Here is a 24,115-nt window from a genome sequence, read left to right as displayed (position 1 = left end):
TTCTTAAAGATACACAAAGTCCTAAAACTCATCAAATCGGACAATATAATTTCATGTTATAAAAACTTGACTTCGATATTTCCGGATTGATGGAAGAAAAAACCGTCACGGTCGTATTCGATATTTGCAAGGCCTTCCAGCACATCATGAACCATTTTTTGCAAAACGCCATCGCCGATGCCGTGGATGATCTGAAGTTTTTTAATCTGGTGCTTTCTACAAAAATCAATCGTTTCAACTAATTTCTCTTTCTGAATCATCAGTCTTTCAAAAGCATCATAACCAGAAGGGTTTTTAACTAATAAATCAAAATGAAGATCTAATTTCTGAGGCGCTTTATTGTGCTTTTTCGAAATAATTTTTGGCGCTTCTTTTTTTCTGATAACAGGAGAATTTTCATACAAGTCCGCATCTAAAATCGTCAGTTTGTCTTTACTAAAATTATAGGTAAAGCCGTGTTCGTCCTCAATCTTAACCTGATTGGCTATGATTTTAAGAACCTTACCTCTAAGATTTTCATCAATAACAGAAACTTTGTCTCCTATTTTCATATTTTTTATTATTAACCACCCCGTCAAAATTCTTTGAATTTTGCCACACCTCCAAGGGAGGGGATTTATCTCGTTCCTAGTTCTATGATTTCCAAATCTTTGATTTCATCCTTATGAATCGTGAAACGCATCATCGTTCTCACTTTGTGCCACCCGGATTTTCCACAAGCTCCAGGATTCAGGTGTAGAAGATTGTTTTTTTGATCGTGCATCGCTTTCAGGATATGAGAATGCCCGGAAATGAACAATTTGGGTTTTCTCTCAGCAATTTCTTTCCTGGCTAAAGGCGAATATCTCTCAGGATAACCACCAATATGAATCATCAACACATCAACTTCTTCACACCTGAAACTCAAAACCTCCGGGAAAATCGTTCTGATTTTAGCTTCGTCGATATTGCCATAGACACCACGGATTGGCTTTATTTTTTCCAATTCTTCAATCACAGTCATATTCCCGAAATCGCCACAATGCCAGACTTCATCAGCATCTTTGGCGTAATCGAGAATCCGGTCATCGATGTAGGAATGCGTGTCTGATAAAAGAAGAATCCTTTTCATTAATAATATTTTAACGATTATAGTGGGAAAGTTAAGCCATATTTAGAAAAATACCAGATTGCTCCGGCCAACGTAAAACCTAGCAATAATAAAAGAATCAGAATCCAAAATGCCATTGTTTTGATTCCTTTTCTATACATCACCACAAAAACAGACTGTAGAATAATGAATAAAATCAGGAGTACAACCACATTCACAAAGATCTGCGTTTGCGTTAATTTTTGACTGAAAAGAAAAACCGACACCAAAACAAAAATGATGATCATTAGTTTGATGAATTCGGAAGGATTGGAAAGTTTATTTCGTCTGAGAGGTTTCATTTTTCAGGATTTTTTTGAATCACGAAATTACGAATTAAGAATTCTTTATAATTAAAAAAAAATCAGGAAATTTACAGCCGAAATGAGATATTTTATAGAGTTTTCCTACAACGGTTCTGCTTATTTTGGTTATCAGATTCAGCCCAATCAGGTTTCTGTGCAGGAAGAATTGGAAAAAGCATTATCCACCATTCTTCGGGAGTCCATCAAAACAACGGGAGCAGGTAGAACCGACACAGGCGTTCACGCCAAAAAAATGTTTGCACATTTTGAAACGGAGCAAAAACCTGATGAGAACCTGGTTTATAAACTCAATTCTTTTTTATCAGAGAACATCGCTATTAAAAGAATTTTTGAAGTTGAAGACGATATGCATGCAAGATTCAGTGCGACTTACAGAACTTATGAATATTATATTTCCCTGCAAAAAGATCCATTCTCAAAAGATTCTTCGTGGCAATATTGGCGTCAGAAACCTCTGAATATCGAACTGATGAACGAAGCCTGCAAAATCCTTTTCGAATATAATGATTTCACAAGCTTTGCCAAGCTCCATACTGATAACAAAACCAACATCTGCAAAATCTACAAAGCAGAATGGGAGCACGTTGGCAATCAACTCAAGTTCACAATCTCTGCTGACCGGTTTCTTCGAAATATGGTGAGAGCGGTTGTCGGAACAATGGTAGAAGTCGGATCAGAAAAAATTACACCCACTGATCTGAGGAAAATCATTGAAGACAAATACCGCAATTCTGCCGGCGTTTCCGCACCTGCGCAAGGACTTTTCCTGGTAGATGTGGGTTATGAATTTTAGCATTTTAAAGCCCTGATTTTTGGAGGTTTTATTGTGAAATGAAATTATTTTCATATTTTTAACTGACTCATTTTAAGCCCGATATATAAAAATTAATCTCCACAAAAATGACCGAAATAGACAAGCTCGCATTCGCACTGAATCAATTTGCCGGACTTTCTGAGGAAGATTTCAAATTATCCTCCGAGCTTTGGTTGCACAGAAATTATAAGAAAGGTGAATTCTACAACCTTCGGGGAAATGTCTGCACTTATCTCGGATTCATTGTAGATGGTGTTTTCCGGTCTTATACGATCAATGAAAAAGCGGGCGAAGAAAAGAATGTTTTCCTATATTCTGCTAACGGATTCGTGGTACCTTTCAAAAGTTTTGTCAATCAGATTGCTTGTGATTATCACACCCAAGCAATGACCGATGCGTCCATTATTTTTATTCGCCACACAGATTTGATTTCACTTTACAGCAAATCGCACCAATGGGAAAAATTCGGAAGATTGTTAGCACAGGAAGCTTTCAATGTGACAATGACACGGATCGAAGGCTTTCTTTTAAAGTCGCCGGAGGAACGTTATCTAGACCTCATCAAAGAACATCCTGATATTTTCAACAATGTGCCGTTGTACCATATTTCTTCCTACTTGGGAATTCAGGGGCCTTCTCTCAGCCGAATCAGGAAGAGGCTTTTGGGTAAATGACAATTAACATCATTAACTTCCATAGGTTTGGCTTTGCCGAATCTCGTTTTCCCGATTTCATCTATTGCTACTGACGCTGAACTCTTCTGACGCTTTGGATTTTATATTCTGTTTTGCAGAGAATTGTCCGCAGCCCGACTTGAGCGGAAATCCCAACCCAAAAGTTCTATTTAATCTGGAATCCTCTGCCAAAAAGATTGACCTTGTAGATCCACTTTCGTCAGCCTTGGGAACGAAAGGCGGATTACGCTGCTCAAATAAAGATTAATTGCACTTCAAACATTTATTTTTCAAAATGTTACGATTTTAACCTGGGTTAAAATTTTCCTCGTTCAATCTTCTGACCTTTGTCTCAGAAATTTGAACAAATAAATATTACGAAGTCGCTATTGACAAGGATTCTTGAAAATAACAATATCGAAATGGCGACGGCACAACACATCAAACCAAATAAAAATCCCGTTATGAAAACAAAAACAATCGTATTGATTCACGGATTATTCGTAAATAATACAAGCTGGAAAGAATGGAAAACTTATTTTGAAAACCAAGGTTATACAGTACATACACCATCCAATCCCGGACACGAGGGTAATCCCATTGAACTGAAAAAAAACATTCCTTCCGAATTAAAAGCAGTAAGCTTTGAAGAAACTTTGAATAATCTGATAAGATTCATAGATACGCTTCCCGAAAAGCCCATTGTTGTGGGACATTCTTTTGGAGGATTACTGGTTCAGAAACTGATAGAGCTGGACAAAGCTGTTGCCGGCGTCAGTATAGACGGTGCTCCTTCCAAAAATGTAATGGCACCTTTGTCAACCATAAAAATCGTTTGGCCTGTTTTCAATTTCTTCAAAGGGAATAGTCCTTATCTTGGGACAAAAGATTGGTATCATCGTGCATTTTTCAATAACTATTCCAGAGAAGAAAGTGACAAATTGTATGAAACTGTCGCCGCTCCAGAAAGCAGAAGACTGGCAAGAGACCCGCTTTTGAAATCGATCGGCAATATCGATTTTAAGAAAGCACACAACCCCTTATTATTCATCGGAGGTGCCAATGATGCTATTTTTCCGGCAGATTTTACAGCAAAGATCGCCGGTTCATACCAGGACAAAAACAGTATCCTGGATCTGAAAATCTTTGAAGGAAGAAGTCACTTCATCTGTGGCGAAAAAGGCTGGGAAGAAGTTGCAGACTACATTGCTGGATGGATATCAAAACAGTAAAATATGGATAATACATTATTTCGCAGATTTTTATTATTCATATAATTTAAACTTCCATTTTCATAGTCTCACCTTGCGATCTGATAGGTTCGCCTACCATTTCCGTAGGTACGCCTATCTTTTTCATAGGCGAGCCTGCCACTTTTGTACGTGTGCCTACCATTTCCGTAGGTGCGCCTACCTTTTTCATAGGCGAGCCTGCCACTTTTGTATGTGTGCCTACCATTTCCGTAGGTGCGCCTACCTTTTTCATAGGCGAGCCTACCTTTTTCGTAGGCGAGCCTGCCATTTTTGTGGGTGTGCCTACCATTTTAATAGGCTAAGCCGGTATAGCGATTTTAAATATTTTCTCTTTTCAATAAAAGTTTAAAATTTTAAAACCTTATTTTTGCAAAGGTTTTTCAACACAGAAAAATTTCCGGAATCTAAAAGAAAATGAAGCAACAAACGACCTGGGATATTGTAAAACGACTTTTTTTGATTGGAATGAAATTCCGGTCCTGGTTTATTTTCACACTGATTATTTCAATTTTTCTGGCTATTGTTTCCACATACCGGCCGATCCTTACCAAAAATGTTGTCGATATAGACATCGTTCAGCTAAAAGATAAAGCACAGCTGATGAAGCACATTTACCTGCTGATCGGGTTGGTGGTTGCTGAAACGGTGCTTAACTTTTTCCTGGTTTATTTCTCGAATTTCATTTCGCAGAACGTGATCAGGGACATCAGGGAAAGGCTTTATCACAAGCTTATCTATTTCCGAACTGCATTTTTTGATAAAACAGCTATCGGGAATCTTGTAACGAGAGCCGTGGGCGATGTAGAAACCATTGCAACTGTTTATACTGATGGATTTTTGATGGTTTTCGGAGATATTCTGAGAATTGTGATGGTTTTGTTTGCGATGTTTCAGGTAGATACGCATCTGAGTATGATTTCGTTGGCTATTCTTCCGATCATGGTCATCATCACCCGTGTTTTTCAGAAAAAACTAAAAGTGGCGTTTGGGTCTGAGAGAAGCTGGACTGCGACTCAAAACAGTTTTGTACAGGAGCGCCTGGCAGGCATGTCGCTGATTCAGGTTTTCAACAGAGAAGAGGCAGAGTTTACTAAGTTTGACAATATCAATATTGAACTGAAAAAAGCTCTCTTAAAAACAGTTTTTATCTTCTCATTATTCTTTCCTGTTGTTGAGCTGATTTCGTCACTTTTTATTGGATTCATCCTGTTTTATGGCGGTTTTATCAAATCAACTCCGGGAGTTATTATTGCGTTTATCCAGTTTATCAATATGTTGATTCGTCCGCTGAGGCAGATTGCAGACAGATTTAATAATATTCAGCGTGGCATCGTTGGCGCAGAAAGAGTTCTTGGCGTGATGGATGAAGACCAGGCGATGCCAAATAACGGAACCGTTGCCAAAGACCATTTTGATGGAAAAATAGAATTCCGGAACGTTCATTTTGCTTACGATGATAAACAGGAAGTTCTGAAAGGTATCGATTTCAAAGTGAATCCGGGCGAAACAGTCGCCATCGTTGGCGCCACCGGTGCCGGAAAATCTACGATTATCAGTTTGATCACCCGGTTGTATGATATCAATTCCGGGAAAATAATGCTGGACAATGTGGACATCCGGGATTATGAATTGTATAATCTAAGAAGTCATATTGGTGTGGTTCTTCAGGATGTTTTCCTTTTCCATGGCAGTATTTTTGAAAACCTGACTCTGGGTGATGAAACCATTACGCTGGAGCAAATCAAAAAAACGGCAAAAGACATTGAAGTTGATGAGTTTATCGAAAAACTACCCAATGGTTACGAGTATGTTGTTAGCGAACGAGGTTCATCAATCTCGCTAGGACAGAGACAATTGCTTTCGTTTTTAAGAGCTTACCTTTCCGACCCAAAAATTCTGATTCTCGACGAAGCCACTTCATCCATCGATCACGAAAGCGAAAAACTGATCCAGAGAGCAACGGAAAAAATCACGAAAAACAGGACGTCAATCATCATCGCGCACAGACTTTCCACCATCGAAAAAGCAGATAAAATTATCGTAATGGATCAAGGATTGATTGTGGAAGAAGGCACGCATCAGGAACTTTTGGCTAAGAATGGTTATTACTCTGTGCTTTACAAAGCGCAGGTTGTGAATGAGGATGGGGAAAAGACGATTTAATCCTTAATAATCTTATACCTGAAGCTTATCATCCCGGAAGTCAATATCAGGCAACCGATAACTATTATTTTAAATATTTTTATAAACTCGCACAGGTCTTTCCCGGTAATTTCCGAAATGCATTCTTTTGGATTATCCGTTTCATATTTCAGGCTGACTTCGGTATTGACGATCGCAATAACAGAGGCAAAAATAACCAAAATCAGGACACTGATAATGGTTTGATAGACCGATTTTCTCATAGCATTTGGTTGTTTTTTCCGGTTTTAGTTTTCGGGTTTTTGAAATGAATTTAGATTTTTAAAGCATTCCAGGCTTTTCCGACATCATTATTCCTTAAAAAATTTTGAGCTAATAAATGTACATCTTTTTCTGAAGAAAAATTCCCGACGGGTAAGATTTCTATATTCGCCAGCATTCCAAGATCATTGCCAGTAAAAATACCGCTTTGTTTGATTTCAGCAGGAAGCTGATCATAGCCGATTCCTTTTGTGACAAGCGGTTTAGGAACTTCGAAGATATTATTTCCGTTATTTCGTGAATAGAAATTACCGCCCAATCTCGCTACAAGATCCAATTGTTTTTGATCCAGATTTCCGGCTTCATCCAGATATTTTTCATTGATATGAATTTTTACAATCTCTGCGATCACGAGATTTCCTGAACCTCCAAGGTTTCCGAGCGATTTTATTTCCAGCACCTTACATTCGAAATTAACCGGAGATTCTGCAATTAAAGGTGGTTTAACGATGTCGGCAGATTTCATTGTCAATCCAGATTTGATGAATTCATTCACGCCATCTTCGTATTCCGTACTTGCTAAAGAAACCTGCTGAACCATATCAAAATTCACATTTCCGATTACCAATTCCGGAACTTCTTTCAGGTTTTCAAGTGTGTGTTTTGTCGTACTGTCACGCACCCTTCTTGATGGCGAAATAATCACAACCGGCGGAACCGTACTGAACATATTGAAAAAACTGAAAGGCGAAAGATTGACTTCCTCTTCAGTGTTAATTGTACTTGCCAGAGCAATCGGCCTGGGCGCAATTGCAGTCTGCATGACTTGCTGCAGCTGCATTGGCGGAATATCTGATGGGATGATGGTTTTCATAAGTTAGAAAACGGATTTATTTTTTGGTAATAATTACTGTATGAACTTCGGTTTCGTTTGGGCTTTTTTTATAATTAATATACATTGTCTGAAAATGCTGGAAGCCGATATTCTTAAGGTTTTGTTTTATACTTTCGATACGATGAAAATTAAAAAATAGTTGATGCCCGGTACTGCTCGTCTGGTATTTTGACTCTTCAGGCTTTCCTTCAACAAAACTCAAGTAAAGAATACCATTGCCTTTCAGAAGATTATTAATGTCTGATAAAAAAACATTCAGTTCCCTTTCATTAAGATACGGAATACAAAATCCACCGATAATTGCATCAAATTTTCTGTTCAATTTAGCAACCTCCCGACAATCCATGACTTCAAATTGCCCATTGGGAACATTCTTTTTCGCCAGCAAAATCATATTCTCCGAATAATCGATTCCTGAGATATCAGCATCATGGATTTTACCCGAAATATATTTTGAAATATTTCCGGGACCACAGCCAATGTCCAACACTGCAGGCTCCGGCATTTTTATTTCATTACAGAACCAATCATAAGAATCGTCATAAATACTGAGATTTAGGAATTTTTCTTCGTACAGATCGGCGACATGACTCCACACTTCCGAGGAATCTTTATGTTTCGGTTCCAAAATCAATTAAATGGGATTGGAGGTAAAATCTTGCCGGAAACTTCCCCGAAACCCACACGCATTCCGTCTTTTTCTGACCATGCTTTCATCGTAACGGTGTCACCGTCCTCTAAGAATTTTCTCTCGATTCCGTTTTTTAACTGCAAAGGTTTTGTTCCTCTCCAGGTCAGCTCCAACATGGAACCATAAGATTTTTCGTTTTCTCCGGAAATTGTTCCGCTCGCATACACATCACCAACTTCCACATTACAGCCACCAATTGTATGATGCGCCAATTGCTGGAACATATTCCAGTACATGAATTTGTAGTTGCTCTCAGAAATCAGATTGTCATCAGAATTTTCCGGCTTCAGATAAACCTGAAGATTGATATCATAATTTTTATCACCTCCGGATTTCAGATATTCCAAAACTTCCGGCTCCTGTTTTGGAGATTCGGTTTTGAACGGATTCAAAGCTTCTAAAGTCACGATCCAGGGCGAAATAGATGAACCGAAATTTTTTCCTAAAAATGGTCCCAGCGGAACATATTCCCAACTTTGGATATCTCTTGCAGACCAATCGTTGAAAATCATCATGCCGAAAATTGCATCTTCCGCTTCTGTAACAGAAATCCTTTCTCCCAAATCTGTATTTTTATTCACAACAAAAGCCATTTCCAATTCGAAATCCAATTGTTTTGTAACACTGAAAACTGGTTTATCCGAATCAACCGGCTTGATTTGTCCGCAAGGTCTGTGGATATCGATTCCTGATAAAACAATCGATGAAGCACGTCCATGATAACCTACAGGCAAGTGTTTCCAGTTTGGCAATAACGCATTTGCTGGGTCACGGAACATCATTCCGACATTTGTTGCGTGCTGTATGCTGCTGTAAAAATCGGTATAATTCGGGATGTGCAAAGGCATCATCATCTGGATCTCATCCAGATTATAGAAACATTCTTCCAGGGCTCTCTCGTCCTTTGACAACAAAGAATTTTCCAGCAATAATTCCTGAATTTTTAATCTTACCTGATTCGTAACCGGTTTTCCTAGTTCTATAAACTCATTAATTGTGTAGGCTTCGAACACATTTTCTTCCAGCCCTTTGATTTCATCAAAGTAACCAAGGTCGAATAATGTAGCCAAATCTATGACGATGTCGCCGATTCTTGTAGCACACGCGATATATTCTCTGTTGAAAACACAAACGCCAAAAGGAATATTGTAAATCGAAAAATCTGAGTCTGAAGGATATTCTATGAATGATTTCATTGTAATAGATTTAAATTTGAAGTCTGTAAAAAATTAAAGCATTAAAAAATCTAATGCTTCAATTTGTAAAAATATAAGAAAATAAAATTTGGTTAGAGGTTTCCGCGTTTTTCCTGCTCTCTTTCAAGGGCTTCAAAAAGCGCTTTGAAATTACCGGCTCCGAAACTCTGTGCGCCGTGTCTTTCAATGATTTCGTAAAACAAAGTTGGTCTGTCTTCGACAGGTTTTGTAAAAATCTGGAGCAGATATCCTTCTTCATCACAATCCACCAGAATTCCCAGATCCTGCAGTTTTCTGATATCTTCATCAATAGTACCGACCCGTTCAGGAATCATATCATAATACGCTTCCGGCGGTGCTGATAAAAACTCGACACCTCTGCTTTTCAGCTCAGTAACTGTTTTTACAATATCTTTGGTCGCGACTGCGATATGCTGAACGCCTTCGCCTTCATAAAAATCGAGATATTCCTCAACTTGCGATTTTTTCTTGCCTTCGGCCGGCTCATTGATAGGAAATTTCGCGAAACCGTTTCCATTGGACATCACTTTCGACATCAACGCAGAATATTCTGTATTAATTTGTTTGTCGTCAAACGAAAGGATATTGACAAAGCCCATTACTTTTTCATACCATTCTACTGTTGGTATCATCCTGTCCCAGCCAACATTTCCAACACAATGGTCCACATATAAAAGTCCTACATCGGACGGATTATAATTACTCTCCCACTTTTCGTAACCCGGCATGAAAAGTCCTTTATAATTTTTGCGCTCAACAAACATGTGAACTGTTTCGCCGTACGTGTAAATTCCTGACATTCTCACTACTCCGGATTCATCTGTCAGCGTTGTCGGTTCCATGTACGGTTTTCCGCCCCGTTTTGTGGTTTCTTCAAAAGCTTTGTATGCATCATCAACCCAAAGCGCAAGAATCTTGACTCCATCTCCATGTTTTCTCTGATGTTCACAAATTGGAGAATCAGACTTCAGCCCAGATGTCAGAACCAATCTGATTTTTCCCTGCTGAAGAACATATGAAGCCCTGTCCCGCACGCCGGTTTCCGGACCTGCATAAGCTACGGATTGAAAACCAAATGCTGTTTTGTAAAAATGAGCAGCCTGTTTGGCATTACCTACATAAAATTCTATAAAATCGGTTCCGTTGATCGGGAGAAAATTCTCTGCTTGTGCGATTTTTTCGGCAAAAGTGAGTGTTGACATTTTACTTTTTACTTTATTAATTCATTGATGCCAAGATAAGACTTTTTCCAAAATAAACTAACATTTGTTAGTTTATTGTCGATTAGTGTTAAACAATGAATTTGTATTATTTAGCAATATCATCATAAAGAAGTGTTATGCATTGCATGCAATCGATTGCGCAATGAAAAATATTACATTCATATATAAAACACCATAATACTAGAAATATAAAAAAAGAAAATGTTTATTTTTCATATCAATTCACCAAATCACACCTATTTTTAAAAATAAAATAATAAGTATGGTTAAGTATAGTTAATTTTGATTTCTCTGAAATTAACACGTTATCTTTGCCACAGAAAATTCTATGATTCTAAAAACATAAATGCAAGATTGATGAATGAGCCGTTGTTACGGCTTTTTTTCTATCAGATGATTAAGTAAACCGGAGTTTGGATTGTAATTATCCCAGATTTTCCAAACGCTGTCTATTTTTCTGAGGAAATAAATCTGAGTGTTAAGTTCATTAACGATATACTCTTCATCAGAATGTTCCACAATAAAAACAAGATTCCAGAACTCCTGTGTTTTTATGACAATCTTATCCGTTTCTTCGGAAATGATATCCAAATCAAAAATCTCAAAATTAGACCGATTATTTGTAGTGAATAATTTGATCCTTTTATCACAAAGTTCTGAGCTGTAATTCTTTATTCTTTCCCGGAAAGGTGCTTCCGAAAAAATAAGGCCATCAAAAACATCGAGCTTCTGTATCGGAAACATTTTGAAAAATTCAAAATTGGCTTCGCAATATCTGTAAACCAGATCTTCAGAAAAAATCCTTTCCGGATCTGCTTTATTATCTTTTGCTTTTACATGTGTGATGAAAGAATTCAGATCTTTAAATCCTAAAAAAATGCAGATCTTATCCAGTGTTTTCAGAAAACGCAGGTCATTGTGGGTTTTATAATCGTAATCATTCTCAAAAAAACGTTGCAGCGTTATATGTGAGATGCTCGTTCCCAACTCAAATTTCCTCTCACTCCGCAGTTCTTCCTTCTTGGAAAGTTCATTCTTGATGATTTCCGCAAGAATAACATAATGACTTCTTTTCCAAGGATTTGACTTCCCTAATAAAGAATTCTGAACGATTGGATTTAATTTTATTTCTTCTTTTATTAAGTTATAAATAGATTTCAATTCAAATTTTTTTTCAACATCTATCTCAAAAGTACGATAAATAGGACAAAAATTGAAATTTTAAATCGTTAAAAAGTTTTAAAAATTTTAATATTGACAATCTAAATACTGATTAATTTTAAAAAAAATGTTAAAATTCCGGAATAGTAAGTTATTTGAAACGTTCATGAGCAGCTCTTTCAAGCATTTCTCTATCATCCGGATGTGAGATTTCAATCAGTGCCTTAGCTCTCTGACGTAGGTTTTTTCCGTAGAGATATGCTGTTCCAAACTCTGTAACAACATAATGAATATGACCTCTTGTGGTAACAACTCCAGCACCTTGCTTCAGGAAAGGAACAATTCTGGGAACACCTTTTTTGGTTCTGGAAGATAAAGCCATAATCGGTTTTCCACCATCGCTCAAAGCTGCGCCTCGCATAAAATCCATTTGTCCGCCAATGCCGCTGAACTGATAGGTCCCTATAGAATCTGCGCAAACCTGACCTGTAATATCGATTTCAATTGCAGAATTGATAGCGTGCATTTTCTTATTTTTCATAATATTAATCGGGAAATTAACATGCTGAACATCCATAAATGCGATCGATGGATTGTCATCCACAAAGTCATACAGTCTTCTGGTTCCGAAGCAAAAGCTGGTGATCGTTCTGTTGATATGCGTGCCTTTGTATTTGTTATTTACAACGTCGTTCATTATCAGATCGATTACACCATCACTTAGCATTTCCGTATGAACACCAAGATCTTTATGATTTCCGAGACATTTCAAAACGGCATCCGGAATAGTTCCGATTCCCATTTGTAAAGTCGCTTTGTCATCAATTAATTCTGCAACGTGTTTACCGATAAGCATTTCTTCTGCACCAACTTTGGATCCGTAATCTATAGTAAGAAGCTCATTCTCATTCCAAACCATTTTTTCGATTCTGTTGATGTGGATCATTCCGTCGCCATGCGTTCTAGGCATTTTTGGATTTACAACAGCGATGATAGTTTTTGCTGTATCGATGGCACTTCTTGCGACATCCACAGATGTTCCAAGCGTACAATATCCGTGTTCATCCGGCGGAGAAACCGTAATCAATGCAACATCAATTGGCAAAATACCGTTTCTGAAAAGCACTGGAATCTCGCTTAAAAAAATTGGAACATAGTCGCCATTTTCTCCATTCACCGCTTCACGAACCGGTGTGGAAGTAAATAATGAATTGACGAAAAAACTGTCTTTATATTGAGGTTTAGCAATTTCCACATTCCCTTGCTGTGTGATGGAAACCATCTCCACGTTGCTGAGTCTTGAAGATTGTTTTGCCAGCTCATCGTATAGAATATTGGGTGTACAAGCACTACCGTGCCCGAAAATCCTGTCACCGCTTTTGATGATTGAAACTGCTTCTTCTGTAGTAACGTAATTAATCATAACGATTGATATTTTTGACAAATTTATCTCCTAAAGATAAACAAAAAAATGAGCGTTGTCAGTTTGGGGAAAAATCATATTTAAGAATTTGAATTAAAGTTTTCGTTTTTTTTAGAAATTTATTTTCATGATACCAAATAAAATTATTTACTTTGTAATTCAAAGTTCTTTATAATAATTAAATTTTAAAATTATGATAAATCAGAACCAAAGAAGTATCTTACTCTATTCGATTCCGTTATTAACATTAAGTATTCCGTTAATTGCGATGCAGTTTACCAGAGAAGTTAAATGGACTTTTTCCGATTTTCTGATCATGGGAATTCTATTATTTGCGACAGTTTTTACAATCGATTTTGTATTGAAAAAATTTAAAACTTTAAAACCAAGACTGATTCTGGTTACTGGGATTGTTGTGTTATTGCTTTTAGTTTGGGCGGAATTGGCGGTTGGGATTTTCGAAAGTCCTTTTGCAGGGCGTTAAAATGATGATGGATAGCTTTCTAAAAACTTGGTGGAAACCAACTGTTTTGTATTTAATAATTTACGGAATCTACTTAACCGGATTATTATACGCTGACAAATTAACTGTCGAAATTCTTGAATGGTTGATATATTTTCCAATCATCATCATATTAATTTCTTCAGTTTACATTCTTTTCAAATCCAGATGGTATTACAGCCTTTTACAACTTGTTATTTTTGGAATCACGATGTTTTATCTGATGACTTTTTTAATGTTTTATCCTAATGACTTTTTTGCAGATAATTTAGAAATTCCAAAAAATATTAAATTCGAAAAGCCAAAGAACAAAATTGACACACTTATTGTCCGAAAACAAAATGCTTTAGAAATTAAAAATGACTCTCAACCTGGGATTTACGAATACTATTTCTGGTACAAACCGACAGAAAAAGGGAAACTATATTTGAAAGCATCTGAGATCACACATAATATCCCATTATCTGAACAACGAATAAAGGATAAAAGTTCGATAGAAATAGAACCAAAAGACAACCTACAATTATTCCATAAAGTGTTCACAATTTATGAAGGAGATTGGGGGAAATTTTATGGTTCTAAGATTTCAGTTTATTTTAAACCAGATGGTAGACCTGAACAAAAATTAATTGAGAAAAATTACATCGTAGAAGGATGGATGAGATAAAAAAGCTAACATTTCATTAGCTTTTGATTTTATAATTATTCCAACCAACTCGTTTTATAACCCGGATCTTCCACTTTTATTGCTTCTTCCGTCAGTTTCAAAGGCCGGAAAGGATCAACCATCACCGCATATTCGTCAGTAGATTTTTTACCGATGCTTCTTTCCATTGCACCGGGATGCGGACCATGAACAACACCACCGGGATGAAGTGAAAAATCCATCAGATCCACATGATTTCTGCTCATAAAATCGCCTTCTGTGTAAAATAAAACCTCATCCGAATCAATATTGGAGTGATTATAAGGCGCAGGAATCGCTTGCGGGTGATAATCGTACATTCTTGCCACAAATGAACAAACCACAAAATTATGGGCTTCAAAGTTCTGATGAACTGGAGGTGGTTGATGAACTCTTCCGGTAATCGGTTCAAAATTTTTAATATTGAATTTATACGGATAAAAATAACCGTCCCAACCAACCACATCAAATGGATGCGTGGCATAAACAAAATCCGTAATTTGATTTTCTTTTTTGACCTTAATTAGAAAATCGCCTTTTTCATTTTTTGGTTCTACGAATGTCGGCGGAATAATATCCCGTTCACAAAACGGCGAATGTTCCAGCAATTGCCCAAACTCATTCCGGTAACGTTTTGGCGTATAAATCGGCGAATGCGCTTCTATGAAAAAGAAAACATTCTGTTCTGATTCCAATTCCAGCTGATAAATAGTTCCTCGAGGAATAATCAGGTAATCGCCCACCGAGAAATCAATATTACCGAGCATAGTTTTCAGAATTCCTTTTCCTTCATGAACGAAAAGCAACTCGTCACATTCTGCATTTTTATAGAAATAATCGGTGGATTCTCTTGGTTTTGCCAAACCCATTTTGAGATCGTTGTTAAGCATCAGGACTTTCCGGCTTTCCAAAAAATCATCTTCAGCGGTAACTTTTGCGCCTTTTATCATTCTTGGCGTTACATTTTTTTCCACTGCAATTTTTGGTGTCACGTCCTTAACCTGACCGATTGATCTGATCTGTGTCGGGCGATGCTTGTGATACAGCAATGATGCAATACCGTGAAAACCTTCTGTACCAAAGAGTTGTTCATAATAGAACCGGTCGTCTTCCGATTTGAAAATCGTGTGTCTTTTCTGAGGTATTTTTCCTAATTGAACGTATCTCATTTTATTAGATTTGGCTTTTTTCAAATGTAACATTTTTAAGAATATTTTTAAGCCATATTTTTTTAATAAATTTAAGTTTTCATTTAAAAATAAAATTGTTAGCTTTGTCTAACATTTTTGTTTTAAATGAAATCACTTCTTTATTCTTTTATCTTTTTATCAGCATTTACTTTTGCCCAGACGAATACTTTTAAAAATGATTCTTTAAAAACCGGTATTGCCGATTCGACCAAAAGTCAAAATAATATCGATGAAGTCACTATTACTCAGTTCTCTGTAAAAAAATTGAACAATCCGATTTCGACAGATGTTTACTCACAACAATTTTTCCGAAAAAATCCTACACCCAATATTTTTGAATCGATTGCAATGGTAAATGGTGTGAAACCTCAGCTCAATTGCTCGGTCTGCAACACAGGTGACATCCACATCAATGGATTGGAGGGTGCATACACGATGATTCTGATTGACGGAATGCCCATTGTGAGTTCGCTTTCAACAGTTTACGGTTTGAGCGGAATACCGAATAGCCTGGTTGACAGAATCGAGATTACAAAAGGGCCGGCTTCATCCATTTTCGGGTCAGAAGCAATGGGCGGAGTCATTAATATTATCACAAAAAATGCCTTGCAAGCTCCAAAATTTTCAGTCGATGTGATGACGGGAAATCAAGGCGAAGTCAATCTGGATATTGCGAAAAAAGTGATTAATAGTAAACAATTATCAGGTTTACTGAGCTTAAATTATTTTTACTACGGGAACAAAATCGACCAGAATAAAGACAATTTTACAGACACCGCTTTACAACACAGAATCTCAGTTTTCAACAAATGGAATTTCAAAAGAAATGAAAACCGGCTGGCGAGTTTTGCTTTGCGCTATTTTTACGAAGACCGTTTCGGTGGAGAAATACAGTGGAAAAAGGAAAACAGAGGTTCGGATGATGTTTACGGAGAAAGCATCTACACGAACCGACTGGAGTTATTTGGGATTTATCAATTACCGGTGAAAGAAAAATTATTGCTCCAATATTCTTACAATTACCACAACCAGAATTCCTTCTACGGCAACACGCCTTATATGGCGACACAGAAAGTGTTGTTCCTTCAACTAAATGGGGAAAAGCAATTTGGGAAACATAATTTGAAATCGGGAATCAGTTATAAATCTAATTTTTATGATGACAACACGCCGGGAACAGCAAATTCATCAGGAGAAAATCAGCCAATGAAATCCCCGATTGCCGGGGTTTACTTGGAAGATGAATGGGAAATCAGCAACAAAAACACTTTACTTATCGGCTACCGATATGATTATCACAAGGTTCATAAATCGGTACATTCACCGAGGTTGGCATGGAAATTTGAACCCAACCCTTATAACACTTTGAGATTGAGTTTCGGCACAGGTTTCCGTGTTGTGAATCTTTTTACGGAAGACCATGCGGCTTTGACTGGCTCGCGCGAAGTGGTCATCCAAGAAGATTTGAAACCGGAAAAATCTTTAAATACGAACTTCAGTTATCTTATGAAAATCCCTGTCAATAATTATTTTATCAACGTTGATGTCAATGGTTTTTATTCTTACTTCAACAACAAAATCATCGGCGATTTTGACTCGGAGCCTGATAAAATTATTTACAACAACTTAGCGGGACATGCTATTTCAAGAGGGATTTCTGCTGATGTGAGCACGAATTGGACTTTACCTTTTCAAATAATGCTTGGCATGACTTATATGGATGTCTATGCTGTGAACGACGACAAAAAAACACGACAGCTGCACGCGCCAAAATGGAGCGGAACTTATACTTTGACTTATCAATTTAAGAATCAATTCTCTTTAGATTTGACGGGACAATATTATGGACCGATGCGGTTACCGACAGTTCCGAATGATTTCCGGCCAGAGTATTCACCATGGTTTACGTTGATGAATATCCAGCTGAGCAAAAAGTTTGATAGTGGTTTTGAAATTTATGGAGGAATCAGAAACTTACTGAATTTTGTTCCGAAAAATCCAGTTTTGAGACCGTTTGATCCGTTTGACAACAACGTAGATAATGTGGTGAATAATCCTTTTGGTTATACTTTCGATACAACTTATGGTTATGCGCCGATGCAGGGCATCCGGAGTTTTATTGGGATGAGATATCAGATTAGATAGATTTAAACTACAAAAATCGCAAAAGAGAATATTTGTAATCAAATTTTTTAAACAATTATTTGGACATTTGAATATCTAATAGGAAATAATTCTTTGTGACTTTAGTGTTAAAAAAGTTTAAAATGAGACAATTTATATTCATATTATTTATGACTTTTGGAATTCTCAATTCTCAGGAATTGAAAACTTTCTCATTTCAAAATTTGCCAGAAAAATCTGAAAAACCGATTTTGATTTATATGAAAACAAGCTGGTGTTCGGTTTGTAAAATTCAGATGCATCAGATTGATAAAGATTCTGAATTAAAAAAAATGCTAAATGAGAAAGTTCACTTTGTTATTTTTGATACGGAAAAATCAAAGGATAATATTGAATTCTTTGGCAAAACTTACCAATATATTTCGAACGGAAATTCTGGGATTCACGGATTAGCTTTGGAATTTTCGAGGAAAAATAAACCAGTTTATCCAACCTTGGTTTTAGTTGATTCCAATTTCAAAGTTTTATTTTATCAGGAAGGTTTGATTGATAATAAGATATTAAAATCAATAATAAACTCTCTCAGTTGGGTATCTTAAAAATGATAAAAGAAAACCTTCTGAAATTAATCCGGAAGGTTTTATAAATTTAAAATTTAATGGCTTAGAGAAATATTCCTCCGGCAACTTCGATTCTTTGTCCATTAATCCATTTTGCATCTTCGGAACAAAGAAAAGCGACGACACCACCAATATCGTCCGGCAAACCGACTCTTCCCAAAGCCGTTAGTCCAGAGATACGGTCATTGATTTCCTTATTATCTCTTGTCTGTCCGCCTCCAAAATCGGTTTCAATAGCGCCCGGAGCTACAACATTAGCAGAAATGCCACGGAAACCTAATTCTTTCGCCAGATATCTAGTCAGAACTTCCACAGCACCTTTCATGGAGCCATATGCAGAAGAACCCGGGAAAGAAAACCGTGCTAATCCGGATGAGATATTGATGATTCTGCCTCCATCATTTAGAAAAGGTAAAGCTTTTTGTGTCAAAAAGAAAACACCTTTGTAATGGATATTGATGGCAGTATCAAACTGATCCTCCGTTGTATCGGCAAATGATGAATATAAAGCTGTCCCGGCATTATTGATTAGAAAATCAAAGTTGGTATTTCCTGTTTTTTCTTTTAAATGAGACGTAACTTTTTCTAAAAACCCGTCAAAAGATTTTATGTTTCCTGCATCTAATTGCAGTGCAAATGCCTCTTGTCCCAGTGATTGGATTTCGGCAACTACTTTATCTGCTTCAACTTTGTTGCTGTTATAAGTCAGCACAACGTCGATTCCTTTTCCGGCAAGCGCAATTGCCATATTTTTCCCTAAACCACGGCTTCCACCGGTAACCAGCGCTATTTTACTTTGTGACATAATGTTTAATTTTATAGCACAAAGTTAGAACTAAACCAACAAAAAAAATGGTGACAGTATCAGTTTAAATGGTGACTGATTCAGAATTTTCCAGATGGTTTTCGCGGTATTGTTTCGGAGTCATGCCAGCAAAACGCTTGAAGAATTTGGTGAAATTAGAAGGGTCGTAAGTCAGCATTTTAGCAATTTCCGCAATGCTGATTTTATTATCTTCAAGATGCTGCTTGGCAATATCAAGAATTTTGTCCTCAAAAAAAGAACAAGGTGAACTGCCTGTTACCAGTTTGATCGTGTTGCTCAGATGGCGCGGATGGATGTGCATCCGTTCCGCAACATCGCGGATTTCATAGATAGTCTCGGATTTTCCGGATAAAACATCGGCGAGGTTCTCATCAACGATCTTCAGAAAATCATTGGTGATTTCTTTTTGTCTCGATAATATTTTTTTGGGAAGCGTTGTCATTTCTATCTGGTCAGATCTAAACCGCCGAAATTACCGGAACTCATCATCACAAAAGCACCTTTTGACTTGTCAAGAGTTTCCCAATATTGATGCAAATCTTTCGCATTGGTAAATACTTTCAGATTCTCATTTTTGAATTTTTCCTTGATCAGTTCCGGAGAAATCGGTTCCATTCTTTTGATTTTCAAGGCATCTTCGGAATAGAAAACAACGGCATTATCCAGACCGTCCATGGCGTGGTCGTATTGTTCGAGGAAAACCGGATTCAGGCTGGAATAAGTATGCAATTCCAGGAAACCAAACGTTTCTGTATTTTCAAATTGTTCTGCAAAAGCGGAAACTGTTGCTTTCACTTTGCTGGGAGCGTGCGCGAAATCTTTATAAAGTAAACCGTCATCTGGTCTTTGCACTTTTTCAAGACGTTTCGAAGCACCTTTGAAACTCATTATCGCTTCATAAAACTCTTCTTCCATAATTCCTAACTGAGAACAGACGAATCTTGCGCCCTCCATGTTCAGCAAATTGTGCTTGCCAAAAACAGATAACGGAATGTCTCCCATATCGGTTTTTAAGTTTACAATTCCATCAACAATTTCATATTCTGGCGTTTTGTAGGGGATTTTTCTGAAATAATTTTCAGCACTTAAAACCACTTTTACAACCTCAGCATCTTCTTCATTATAAACCAAAACGCCGCCTGGTGTAATACTCGCAACAAATTTTCTGAACTGCTCTACATAATCATCAAAAGTTTTGAAAACATTGATATGATCCCAGGCAATTCCGGAAACTAAAGCAATGTTTGGCTGATAAAGCAAAAATTTGGAACGCAAATCAATTGGCGAAGACAGATATTCGTCACCTTCGAGAATCATAAAATCATTATCCTTCGTAATTTTCACCATACAGTCAAAACCTTCCAGTTGTGCACCGACCATATAATCGATGTCTTTCTGATGGAAGTTCAGGACATGAAGAATCATCGATGTGATTGTGGTTTTACCATGGGAACCACCGATCACCACTCTGGTTTTTTCTTTGGACTGTTCGTAAAGAAACTCCGGGTACGAATAGATTTTCAGGCCTAATTCTTTTGCTTTGGCGAGTTCAGGATTATCTGCATGAGCGTGCATCCCTAGAATGACTGCATCGATATCCGGTGTCAGTTTTCCCGGAAACCAGCCTAACTCGGCGGGAAGAATCCCTTTTTTTTCCAACCGGGATCTTGAAGGTTCAAAAATAGCATCATCGGAGCCAGTAACCTGGTAGCCTTTATCCTTGAGAGCGATGGCAAGATTATGCATCGCAGATCCGCCAACAGCAATGAAATGGGTTTTCAATTCTAAATAATTTTAAACAAAAGTAAGAATTTTAAGCTAAGATCCGGTGTAATAAAACATTAGAATTGTCATCGATCCGGAAAATAAAAAACCCGACTCAATAAGGTCAGGTTTCAGATAATATTTATGATAGAGTGGTTTGGGCATGTGGTATTTCGTACTCGATTTTCAATTCCTCACCAGTGAGTGTAAAATAGATGTTCTGGAGCTGGTGGAGATAATTACATTTGATATAATTGCCGAAAAATAAAAATCCTTCCAGTATCTTATTAGAGTCCATGTCAAAATCATACCTGCAATAGTTTGGAAGATCAAATCTGACCCTGTTGTGGGACCTGTAAGCTTCTTTGAAGCCCAATTTAGAAAACCATTCTGCAGTCAGCGCAATCGGTTTTAATTTTCTATAATCAATGGCAGTATGTGTATCGATTTTCACAAGGATACTTTCATGATTATTTTCCATTCCGATAATTGGTACAATAGCGTCTTCGTACATTAACAGATTATTGAGTCTAAGTTCTGTGGCTTCCATATCTAGCGGGATTTATAAAGTGAGATCGTGTGAGAGGTAACTAACAAAACGTTTGCCAAGTTTATGTCAAATCAATAATAATATCACATTATGACTGAAAACTTAATTCCCTTATAACCCTGTTATCGCTCTAAGGTTCCTATATCCTTCCTCCGTCGATTCTCTATATTGGCGCTATTATGAATAAATTAAAAATCAGTCTTTACAACTATAAAAACCTTAATCAATTAAAAATCATTTATCTCAATGAATAAAATTTTGTATAATCCTAATATCTCAGACAAATCCACATTAATAAATAAATATTAATATGAATATAATTTAATAAATAAAAATATGTTATAGAATTCTTTTTTGTATCTTTCCGATAACTAAAAAAAATCATGTTATGGATACAAAACTATCTTTTTCTAAATCCCAAGTATCTAAAATTCAATTAACACGGTATTCTTACCGCACAATTGCGTTTAGTATCATTACAGCAAGTATGATGTTACTGCCTTCCAAAATCAAGGCTCAGACCTCTTTAACCGTTCCAAACCTGGCAGTAACAGGTGCATTTACCGGACCATTTGCCAATTCTACCAGGACTTATCAGATGATCATTGATGATTCTCAGCTTACAGCTTTGGCCGGGCAATCTCTTACCTCTATCTCCCTCAGGCTTCCAACCACAGCTGTTGTAGCCTGGCCGGCTGCAGATACTACATTTCCTGACTACCAGATCTATTTGAGTAATGGTGTAGAGCCTGCCAGCCGACAGCTGAATTTTGCTGCCAATGTAGTAGGAACACAGACCCAGGTGCGCACCGGCAGTCTTTTAGTTCCCGCCAATGCAGTCTCAAACTCTGGTAGCTTTACCTTTAATATAAACTTTACCACGCCTTATACTTATACGGCAGGTACTAATCTTGTTATAGAAATACGCCATACAGGCAGCAACGGTACTACAACATCAAACGATGCGGTAGGAACCAGCACGGCTGGATATGGCACTCTTTTTACAGCCTGCTGGGCAAGTGGGGTTTCTGTAAACCAGGGGAATTTTTCTTATGTAAAAATCAGTTCCGAAGGGACATTAGGTGTAAAAACAGTTGAGATTAATGGTGAAGCATCTGTTTACCCTAACCCGGTAAAAGATCAGCTGTATGTACAGTCAGCCAATGATCTGGCAGAATTGCACGTTTACAATTTTGCCGGTCAAAAAGTTTATTCCCAGAAAAGTGCAGTTAAAAATCCGCAGCTCAATTTGTCCGGATTACCGAAAGGCAACTATATTTTGCAGATGATTGATAAAAATGGAAATTCATCGTCAACGAAATTCATTAAGGAGTAATTCATTCATTTACTTCAATTCATATAACAAAAACCACTTTAAACAGTGGTTTTTTTTATATGAATCCTGTTTTATAAGAGCACAAACAGCCGTTAATCATTAAGCATATAAACTAATATTTCTAATATTTCATACACTTCAGGGAAATCTAAAAAATAAACCAATGGTATATTCTTTGAACTGCATTGGATTCTAAACAAAAATATTATGAAATCAACCCCTCTTACTCATAAAACTGTCGTTATCACGGGTGCATCCAGCGGTGTTGGACTGGCTGCCGCCGAAGCATTTGCCACAGAAGGCTGCAATATTGTTCTAGCTGCCCGAGGAAAAGAAGCATTGGAAAAAGCTGTTGAAATCTGCCAGAACCTGGGAGCAACTGCTATAGGCGTTCCGACTGATGTTTCAGATTTTAAAGATGTTGAATATTTAACACAAGAAGCTCTGAAAATCAACGGAACAATAGATTTCTGGGTCAACAATGCCGGCGTGATGGCAACCGGAAGGTATGAAGAAACCCCGATAGAAGTGATTGACCAGGTGATCAAAACCAACCTTATAGGCTATCTGCATGGCGCGAGAAGCATTTTGCCGGTTTTCAAAAAACAAAAACATGGCGTATTAATTAATAACATTTCGATTGGAGGATGGATGCCCGCACCTTACGGAACAGCTTATTCCGCTTCCAAATACGGTATCCGCGGCATGGTCGAATGTCTGCAGGGCGAAGTTTCCGATGAACCTGATATTCATATTTGCGGGTTATATCCCAGCATTCAGAAATCGACGGGTAATATGCATTCGGCAAAATACTCCGGTCTTGATTTTAAAATTCCACCAACAGCTTCTGATCCTAAGAAATTAGCCGCAGCAATGGTAGAGATGGCAAAAAATCCACAAAAAAGCAAATTCACAGATTTTTCTGCTCTTATGATGAAGGGGATGTACAGCCTGATCCCCAAACCGCTTATCAACACCACTTCTGCAGCTTTGCGGTTACTGATGAAGGAAGACAGAGAAACCGATACCGACGGGAACATCCTGACGCCCTCTAAAAATCCAATGAAAATCTATGGTGAAACAATGCTCTCTCCGACTAAGAAATCTAAAAACTTACTCATCACTGGTTTGGGAATCGCAGCACTTATTATTATATCAAGGCAACTGAGACCCAAAGCATAAAATCAAATCGACAGTTTAAAGAGGTAATTCTGATTGCCTCTTTTTTTGTGCTATAGAATTTTTATTTTAAACCCATTCAGACTTTCTCTTAAATTCAAAATAATCAAATTTTTTCTTTGAAAATTTA

The 24,115-nt window shown here is 37.3% G+C and carries 26 protein-coding genes; 10 read left to right on the top strand and 16 right to left on the bottom strand.

Annotated features, from left to right (window positions below; translation table 11 throughout):
• Positions 1-56: 56 nt before the first annotated feature.
• The 3 genes from BUA97_RS10340 to BUA97_RS10330 all read right to left on the bottom strand — a co-directional run bounded on the left by BUA97_RS10340 (position 57) and on the right by BUA97_RS10330 (position 1,431).
• The gene (locus BUA97_RS10340; protein ID WP_072997756.1) at positions 57-551 is read right to left on the bottom strand and encodes a Smr/MutS family protein; all 495 of its coding nucleotides are present in this window, start codon (positions 549-551) and stop codon (positions 57-59) included.
• A gap of 65 nt (positions 552-616) precedes the next feature.
• Positions 617-1,111, bottom strand: coding sequence for a metallophosphoesterase family protein (locus BUA97_RS10335; protein ID WP_072997755.1), 495 nt, complete (start codon positions 1,109-1,111; stop codon positions 617-619).
• A 17-nt stretch (positions 1,112-1,128) separates the two neighbouring features.
• On the bottom strand, positions 1,129-1,431 hold the full coding sequence (locus BUA97_RS10330) for a hypothetical protein (protein WP_072997754.1): 303 nt from the start codon (positions 1,429-1,431) through the stop codon (positions 1,129-1,131).
• Between the two features lie 82 nt (positions 1,432-1,513).
• On the opposite strand from BUA97_RS10330, the gene truA reads away from it, so the two are divergent.
• The 3 genes from truA to BUA97_RS10310 all read left to right on the top strand — a co-directional run bounded on the left by truA (position 1,514) and on the right by BUA97_RS10310 (position 4,175).
• Positions 1,514-2,248: a tRNA pseudouridine(38-40) synthase TruA gene (truA, locus tag BUA97_RS10325; RefSeq protein ID WP_072997753.1), complete on the top strand. Its 735-nt coding sequence runs from the start codon at positions 1,514-1,516 to the stop codon at positions 2,246-2,248.
• Positions 2,249-2,355: 107 nt separating this feature from the next.
• Complete coding sequence (locus BUA97_RS10320; protein WP_072997752.1) at positions 2,356-2,943, top strand: Crp/Fnr family transcriptional regulator; 588 nt, start codon at positions 2,356-2,358, stop codon at positions 2,941-2,943.
• 464 nt (positions 2,944-3,407) lie between these two features.
• Complete coding sequence (locus BUA97_RS10310; protein ID WP_072998587.1) at positions 3,408-4,175, top strand: alpha/beta hydrolase; 768 nt, start codon at positions 3,408-3,410, stop codon at positions 4,173-4,175.
• A 46-nt stretch (positions 4,176-4,221) separates the two neighbouring features.
• Here BUA97_RS10310 and BUA97_RS10305 read toward each other — a convergent pair whose 3' ends face one another.
• Positions 4,222-4,485, bottom strand: a complete 264-nt coding sequence (locus BUA97_RS10305) for a ribosomal eL19 family protein (protein ID WP_072997750.1) — start codon at positions 4,483-4,485, stop codon at positions 4,222-4,224.
• Between the two features lie 125 nt (positions 4,486-4,610).
• Here BUA97_RS10305 and BUA97_RS10300 point away from each other — a divergent pair, with 125 nt between their 5' ends.
• On the top strand, positions 4,611-6,359 hold the full coding sequence (locus BUA97_RS10300) for an ABC transporter ATP-binding protein (protein WP_072997749.1): 1,749 nt from the start codon (positions 4,611-4,613) through the stop codon (positions 6,357-6,359).
• Here BUA97_RS10300 and BUA97_RS10295 read toward each other — a convergent pair.
• The 7 genes from BUA97_RS10295 to BUA97_RS10265 all read right to left on the bottom strand — a co-directional run bounded on the left by BUA97_RS10295 (position 6,356) and on the right by BUA97_RS10265 (position 13,209).
• Positions 6,356-6,601, bottom strand: coding sequence for a hypothetical protein (locus tag BUA97_RS10295; protein WP_072997748.1), 246 nt, complete (start codon positions 6,599-6,601; stop codon positions 6,356-6,358). The genes BUA97_RS10300 and BUA97_RS10295 overlap by 4 nt on opposite strands.
• A gap of 50 nt (positions 6,602-6,651) precedes the next feature.
• Complete coding sequence (locus tag BUA97_RS10290; RefSeq protein WP_072997747.1) at positions 6,652-7,473, bottom strand: flavin reductase family protein; 822 nt, start codon at positions 7,471-7,473, stop codon at positions 6,652-6,654.
• Between the two features lie 16 nt (positions 7,474-7,489).
• Complete coding sequence (locus BUA97_RS10285; RefSeq protein ID WP_072998584.1) at positions 7,490-8,122, bottom strand: class I SAM-dependent methyltransferase; 633 nt, start codon at positions 8,120-8,122, stop codon at positions 7,490-7,492.
• A 2-nt stretch (positions 8,123-8,124) separates the two neighbouring features.
• Positions 8,125-9,381 (bottom strand): fumarylacetoacetase, encoded by a 1,257-nt coding sequence (gene fahA, locus BUA97_RS10280; protein ID WP_072997746.1) that lies wholly within the window; start codon positions 9,379-9,381, stop codon positions 8,125-8,127.
• Positions 9,382-9,473: 92 nt separating this feature from the next.
• Entirely contained in the window at positions 9,474-10,604 is a 1,131-nt protein-coding gene (hppD, locus tag BUA97_RS10275; protein ID WP_072997745.1) for a 4-hydroxyphenylpyruvate dioxygenase, read from the bottom strand.
• A 393-nt stretch (positions 10,605-10,997) separates the two neighbouring features.
• A complete protein-coding gene (locus BUA97_RS10270) occupies positions 10,998-11,786 on the bottom strand; it encodes a hypothetical protein (protein ID WP_072997744.1) in 789 nt (262 codons plus the stop codon).
• A gap of 151 nt (positions 11,787-11,937) precedes the next feature.
• Entirely contained in the window at positions 11,938-13,209 is a 1,272-nt protein-coding gene (locus tag BUA97_RS10265; RefSeq protein ID WP_072997743.1) for an acetyl-CoA hydrolase/transferase family protein, read from the bottom strand.
• 193 nt (positions 13,210-13,402) lie between these two features.
• Here BUA97_RS10265 and BUA97_RS10260 point away from each other — a divergent pair, with 193 nt between their 5' ends.
• Together BUA97_RS10260 and BUA97_RS10255 are read left to right on the top strand one after the other, a co-directional pair.
• Positions 13,403-13,693 carry a hypothetical protein gene (locus BUA97_RS10260; RefSeq protein ID WP_072997742.1) on the top strand — a complete coding sequence of 97 codons (291 nt, stop codon included), beginning with the start codon at positions 13,403-13,405 and terminating at the stop codon, positions 13,691-13,693.
• A gap of 4 nt (positions 13,694-13,697) precedes the next feature.
• Positions 13,698-14,378: a hypothetical protein gene (locus BUA97_RS10255; RefSeq protein WP_139258298.1), complete on the top strand. Its 681-nt coding sequence runs from the start codon at positions 13,698-13,700 to the stop codon at positions 14,376-14,378.
• A 35-nt stretch (positions 14,379-14,413) separates the two neighbouring features.
• Here the strand turns inward: BUA97_RS10255 and BUA97_RS10250 are convergent, their stop codons facing one another.
• Entirely contained in the window at positions 14,414-15,565 is a 1,152-nt protein-coding gene (locus tag BUA97_RS10250; RefSeq protein ID WP_072998582.1) for a homogentisate 1,2-dioxygenase, read from the bottom strand.
• A 126-nt stretch (positions 15,566-15,691) separates the two neighbouring features.
• On the opposite strand from BUA97_RS10250, the gene BUA97_RS10245 reads away from it, so the two are divergent.
• Positions 15,692-17,731, top strand: coding sequence for a TonB-dependent receptor plug domain-containing protein (locus BUA97_RS10245; protein ID WP_072997740.1), 2,040 nt, complete (start codon positions 15,692-15,694; stop codon positions 17,729-17,731).
• Between the two features lie 122 nt (positions 17,732-17,853).
• Positions 17,854-18,309, top strand: coding sequence for a thioredoxin fold domain-containing protein (locus BUA97_RS10240; protein ID WP_084081306.1), 456 nt, complete (start codon positions 17,854-17,856; stop codon positions 18,307-18,309).
• A 64-nt stretch (positions 18,310-18,373) separates the two neighbouring features.
• Here the strand turns inward: BUA97_RS10240 and BUA97_RS10235 are convergent, their stop codons facing one another.
• From BUA97_RS10235 to BUA97_RS10220, 4 genes are all read right to left on the bottom strand, one after another.
• A complete protein-coding gene (locus tag BUA97_RS10235; RefSeq protein ID WP_175546194.1) occupies positions 18,374-19,135 on the bottom strand; it encodes an SDR family NAD(P)-dependent oxidoreductase in 762 nt (253 codons plus the stop codon).
• Between the two features lie 64 nt (positions 19,136-19,199).
• The gene (locus tag BUA97_RS10230; protein WP_072997737.1) at positions 19,200-19,598 is read right to left on the bottom strand and encodes a helix-turn-helix domain-containing protein; all 399 of its coding nucleotides are present in this window, start codon (positions 19,596-19,598) and stop codon (positions 19,200-19,202) included.
• Between the two features lie 2 nt (positions 19,599-19,600).
• The gene (locus BUA97_RS10225) at positions 19,601-20,938 is read right to left on the bottom strand and encodes a UDP-N-acetylmuramate--L-alanine ligase (RefSeq protein ID WP_072997736.1); all 1,338 of its coding nucleotides are present in this window, start codon (positions 20,936-20,938) and stop codon (positions 19,601-19,603) included.
• 124 nt (positions 20,939-21,062) lie between these two features.
• The gene (locus BUA97_RS10220) at positions 21,063-21,470 is read right to left on the bottom strand and encodes a hypothetical protein (RefSeq protein WP_072997735.1); all 408 of its coding nucleotides are present in this window, start codon (positions 21,468-21,470) and stop codon (positions 21,063-21,065) included.
• 388 nt (positions 21,471-21,858) lie between these two features.
• Here BUA97_RS10220 and BUA97_RS10215 point away from each other — a divergent pair, with 388 nt between their 5' ends.
• Together BUA97_RS10215 and BUA97_RS10210 are read left to right on the top strand one after the other, a co-directional pair.
• Positions 21,859-22,806, top strand: a complete 948-nt coding sequence (locus BUA97_RS10215) for a T9SS type A sorting domain-containing protein (protein WP_072997734.1) — start codon at positions 21,859-21,861, stop codon at positions 22,804-22,806.
• Positions 22,807-23,013: 207 nt separating this feature from the next.
• Complete coding sequence (locus tag BUA97_RS10210; protein WP_072997733.1) at positions 23,014-23,988, top strand: SDR family oxidoreductase; 975 nt, start codon at positions 23,014-23,016, stop codon at positions 23,986-23,988.
• Positions 23,989-24,115: the final 127 nt, after the last annotated feature.

The organism is Epilithonimonas mollis (assembly GCF_900142325.1).
Lineage (GTDB): Bacteria > Bacteroidota > Bacteroidia > Flavobacteriales > Weeksellaceae > Epilithonimonas > Epilithonimonas mollis.
This window is presented reverse-complemented; position numbering and strand designations above follow the sequence as displayed.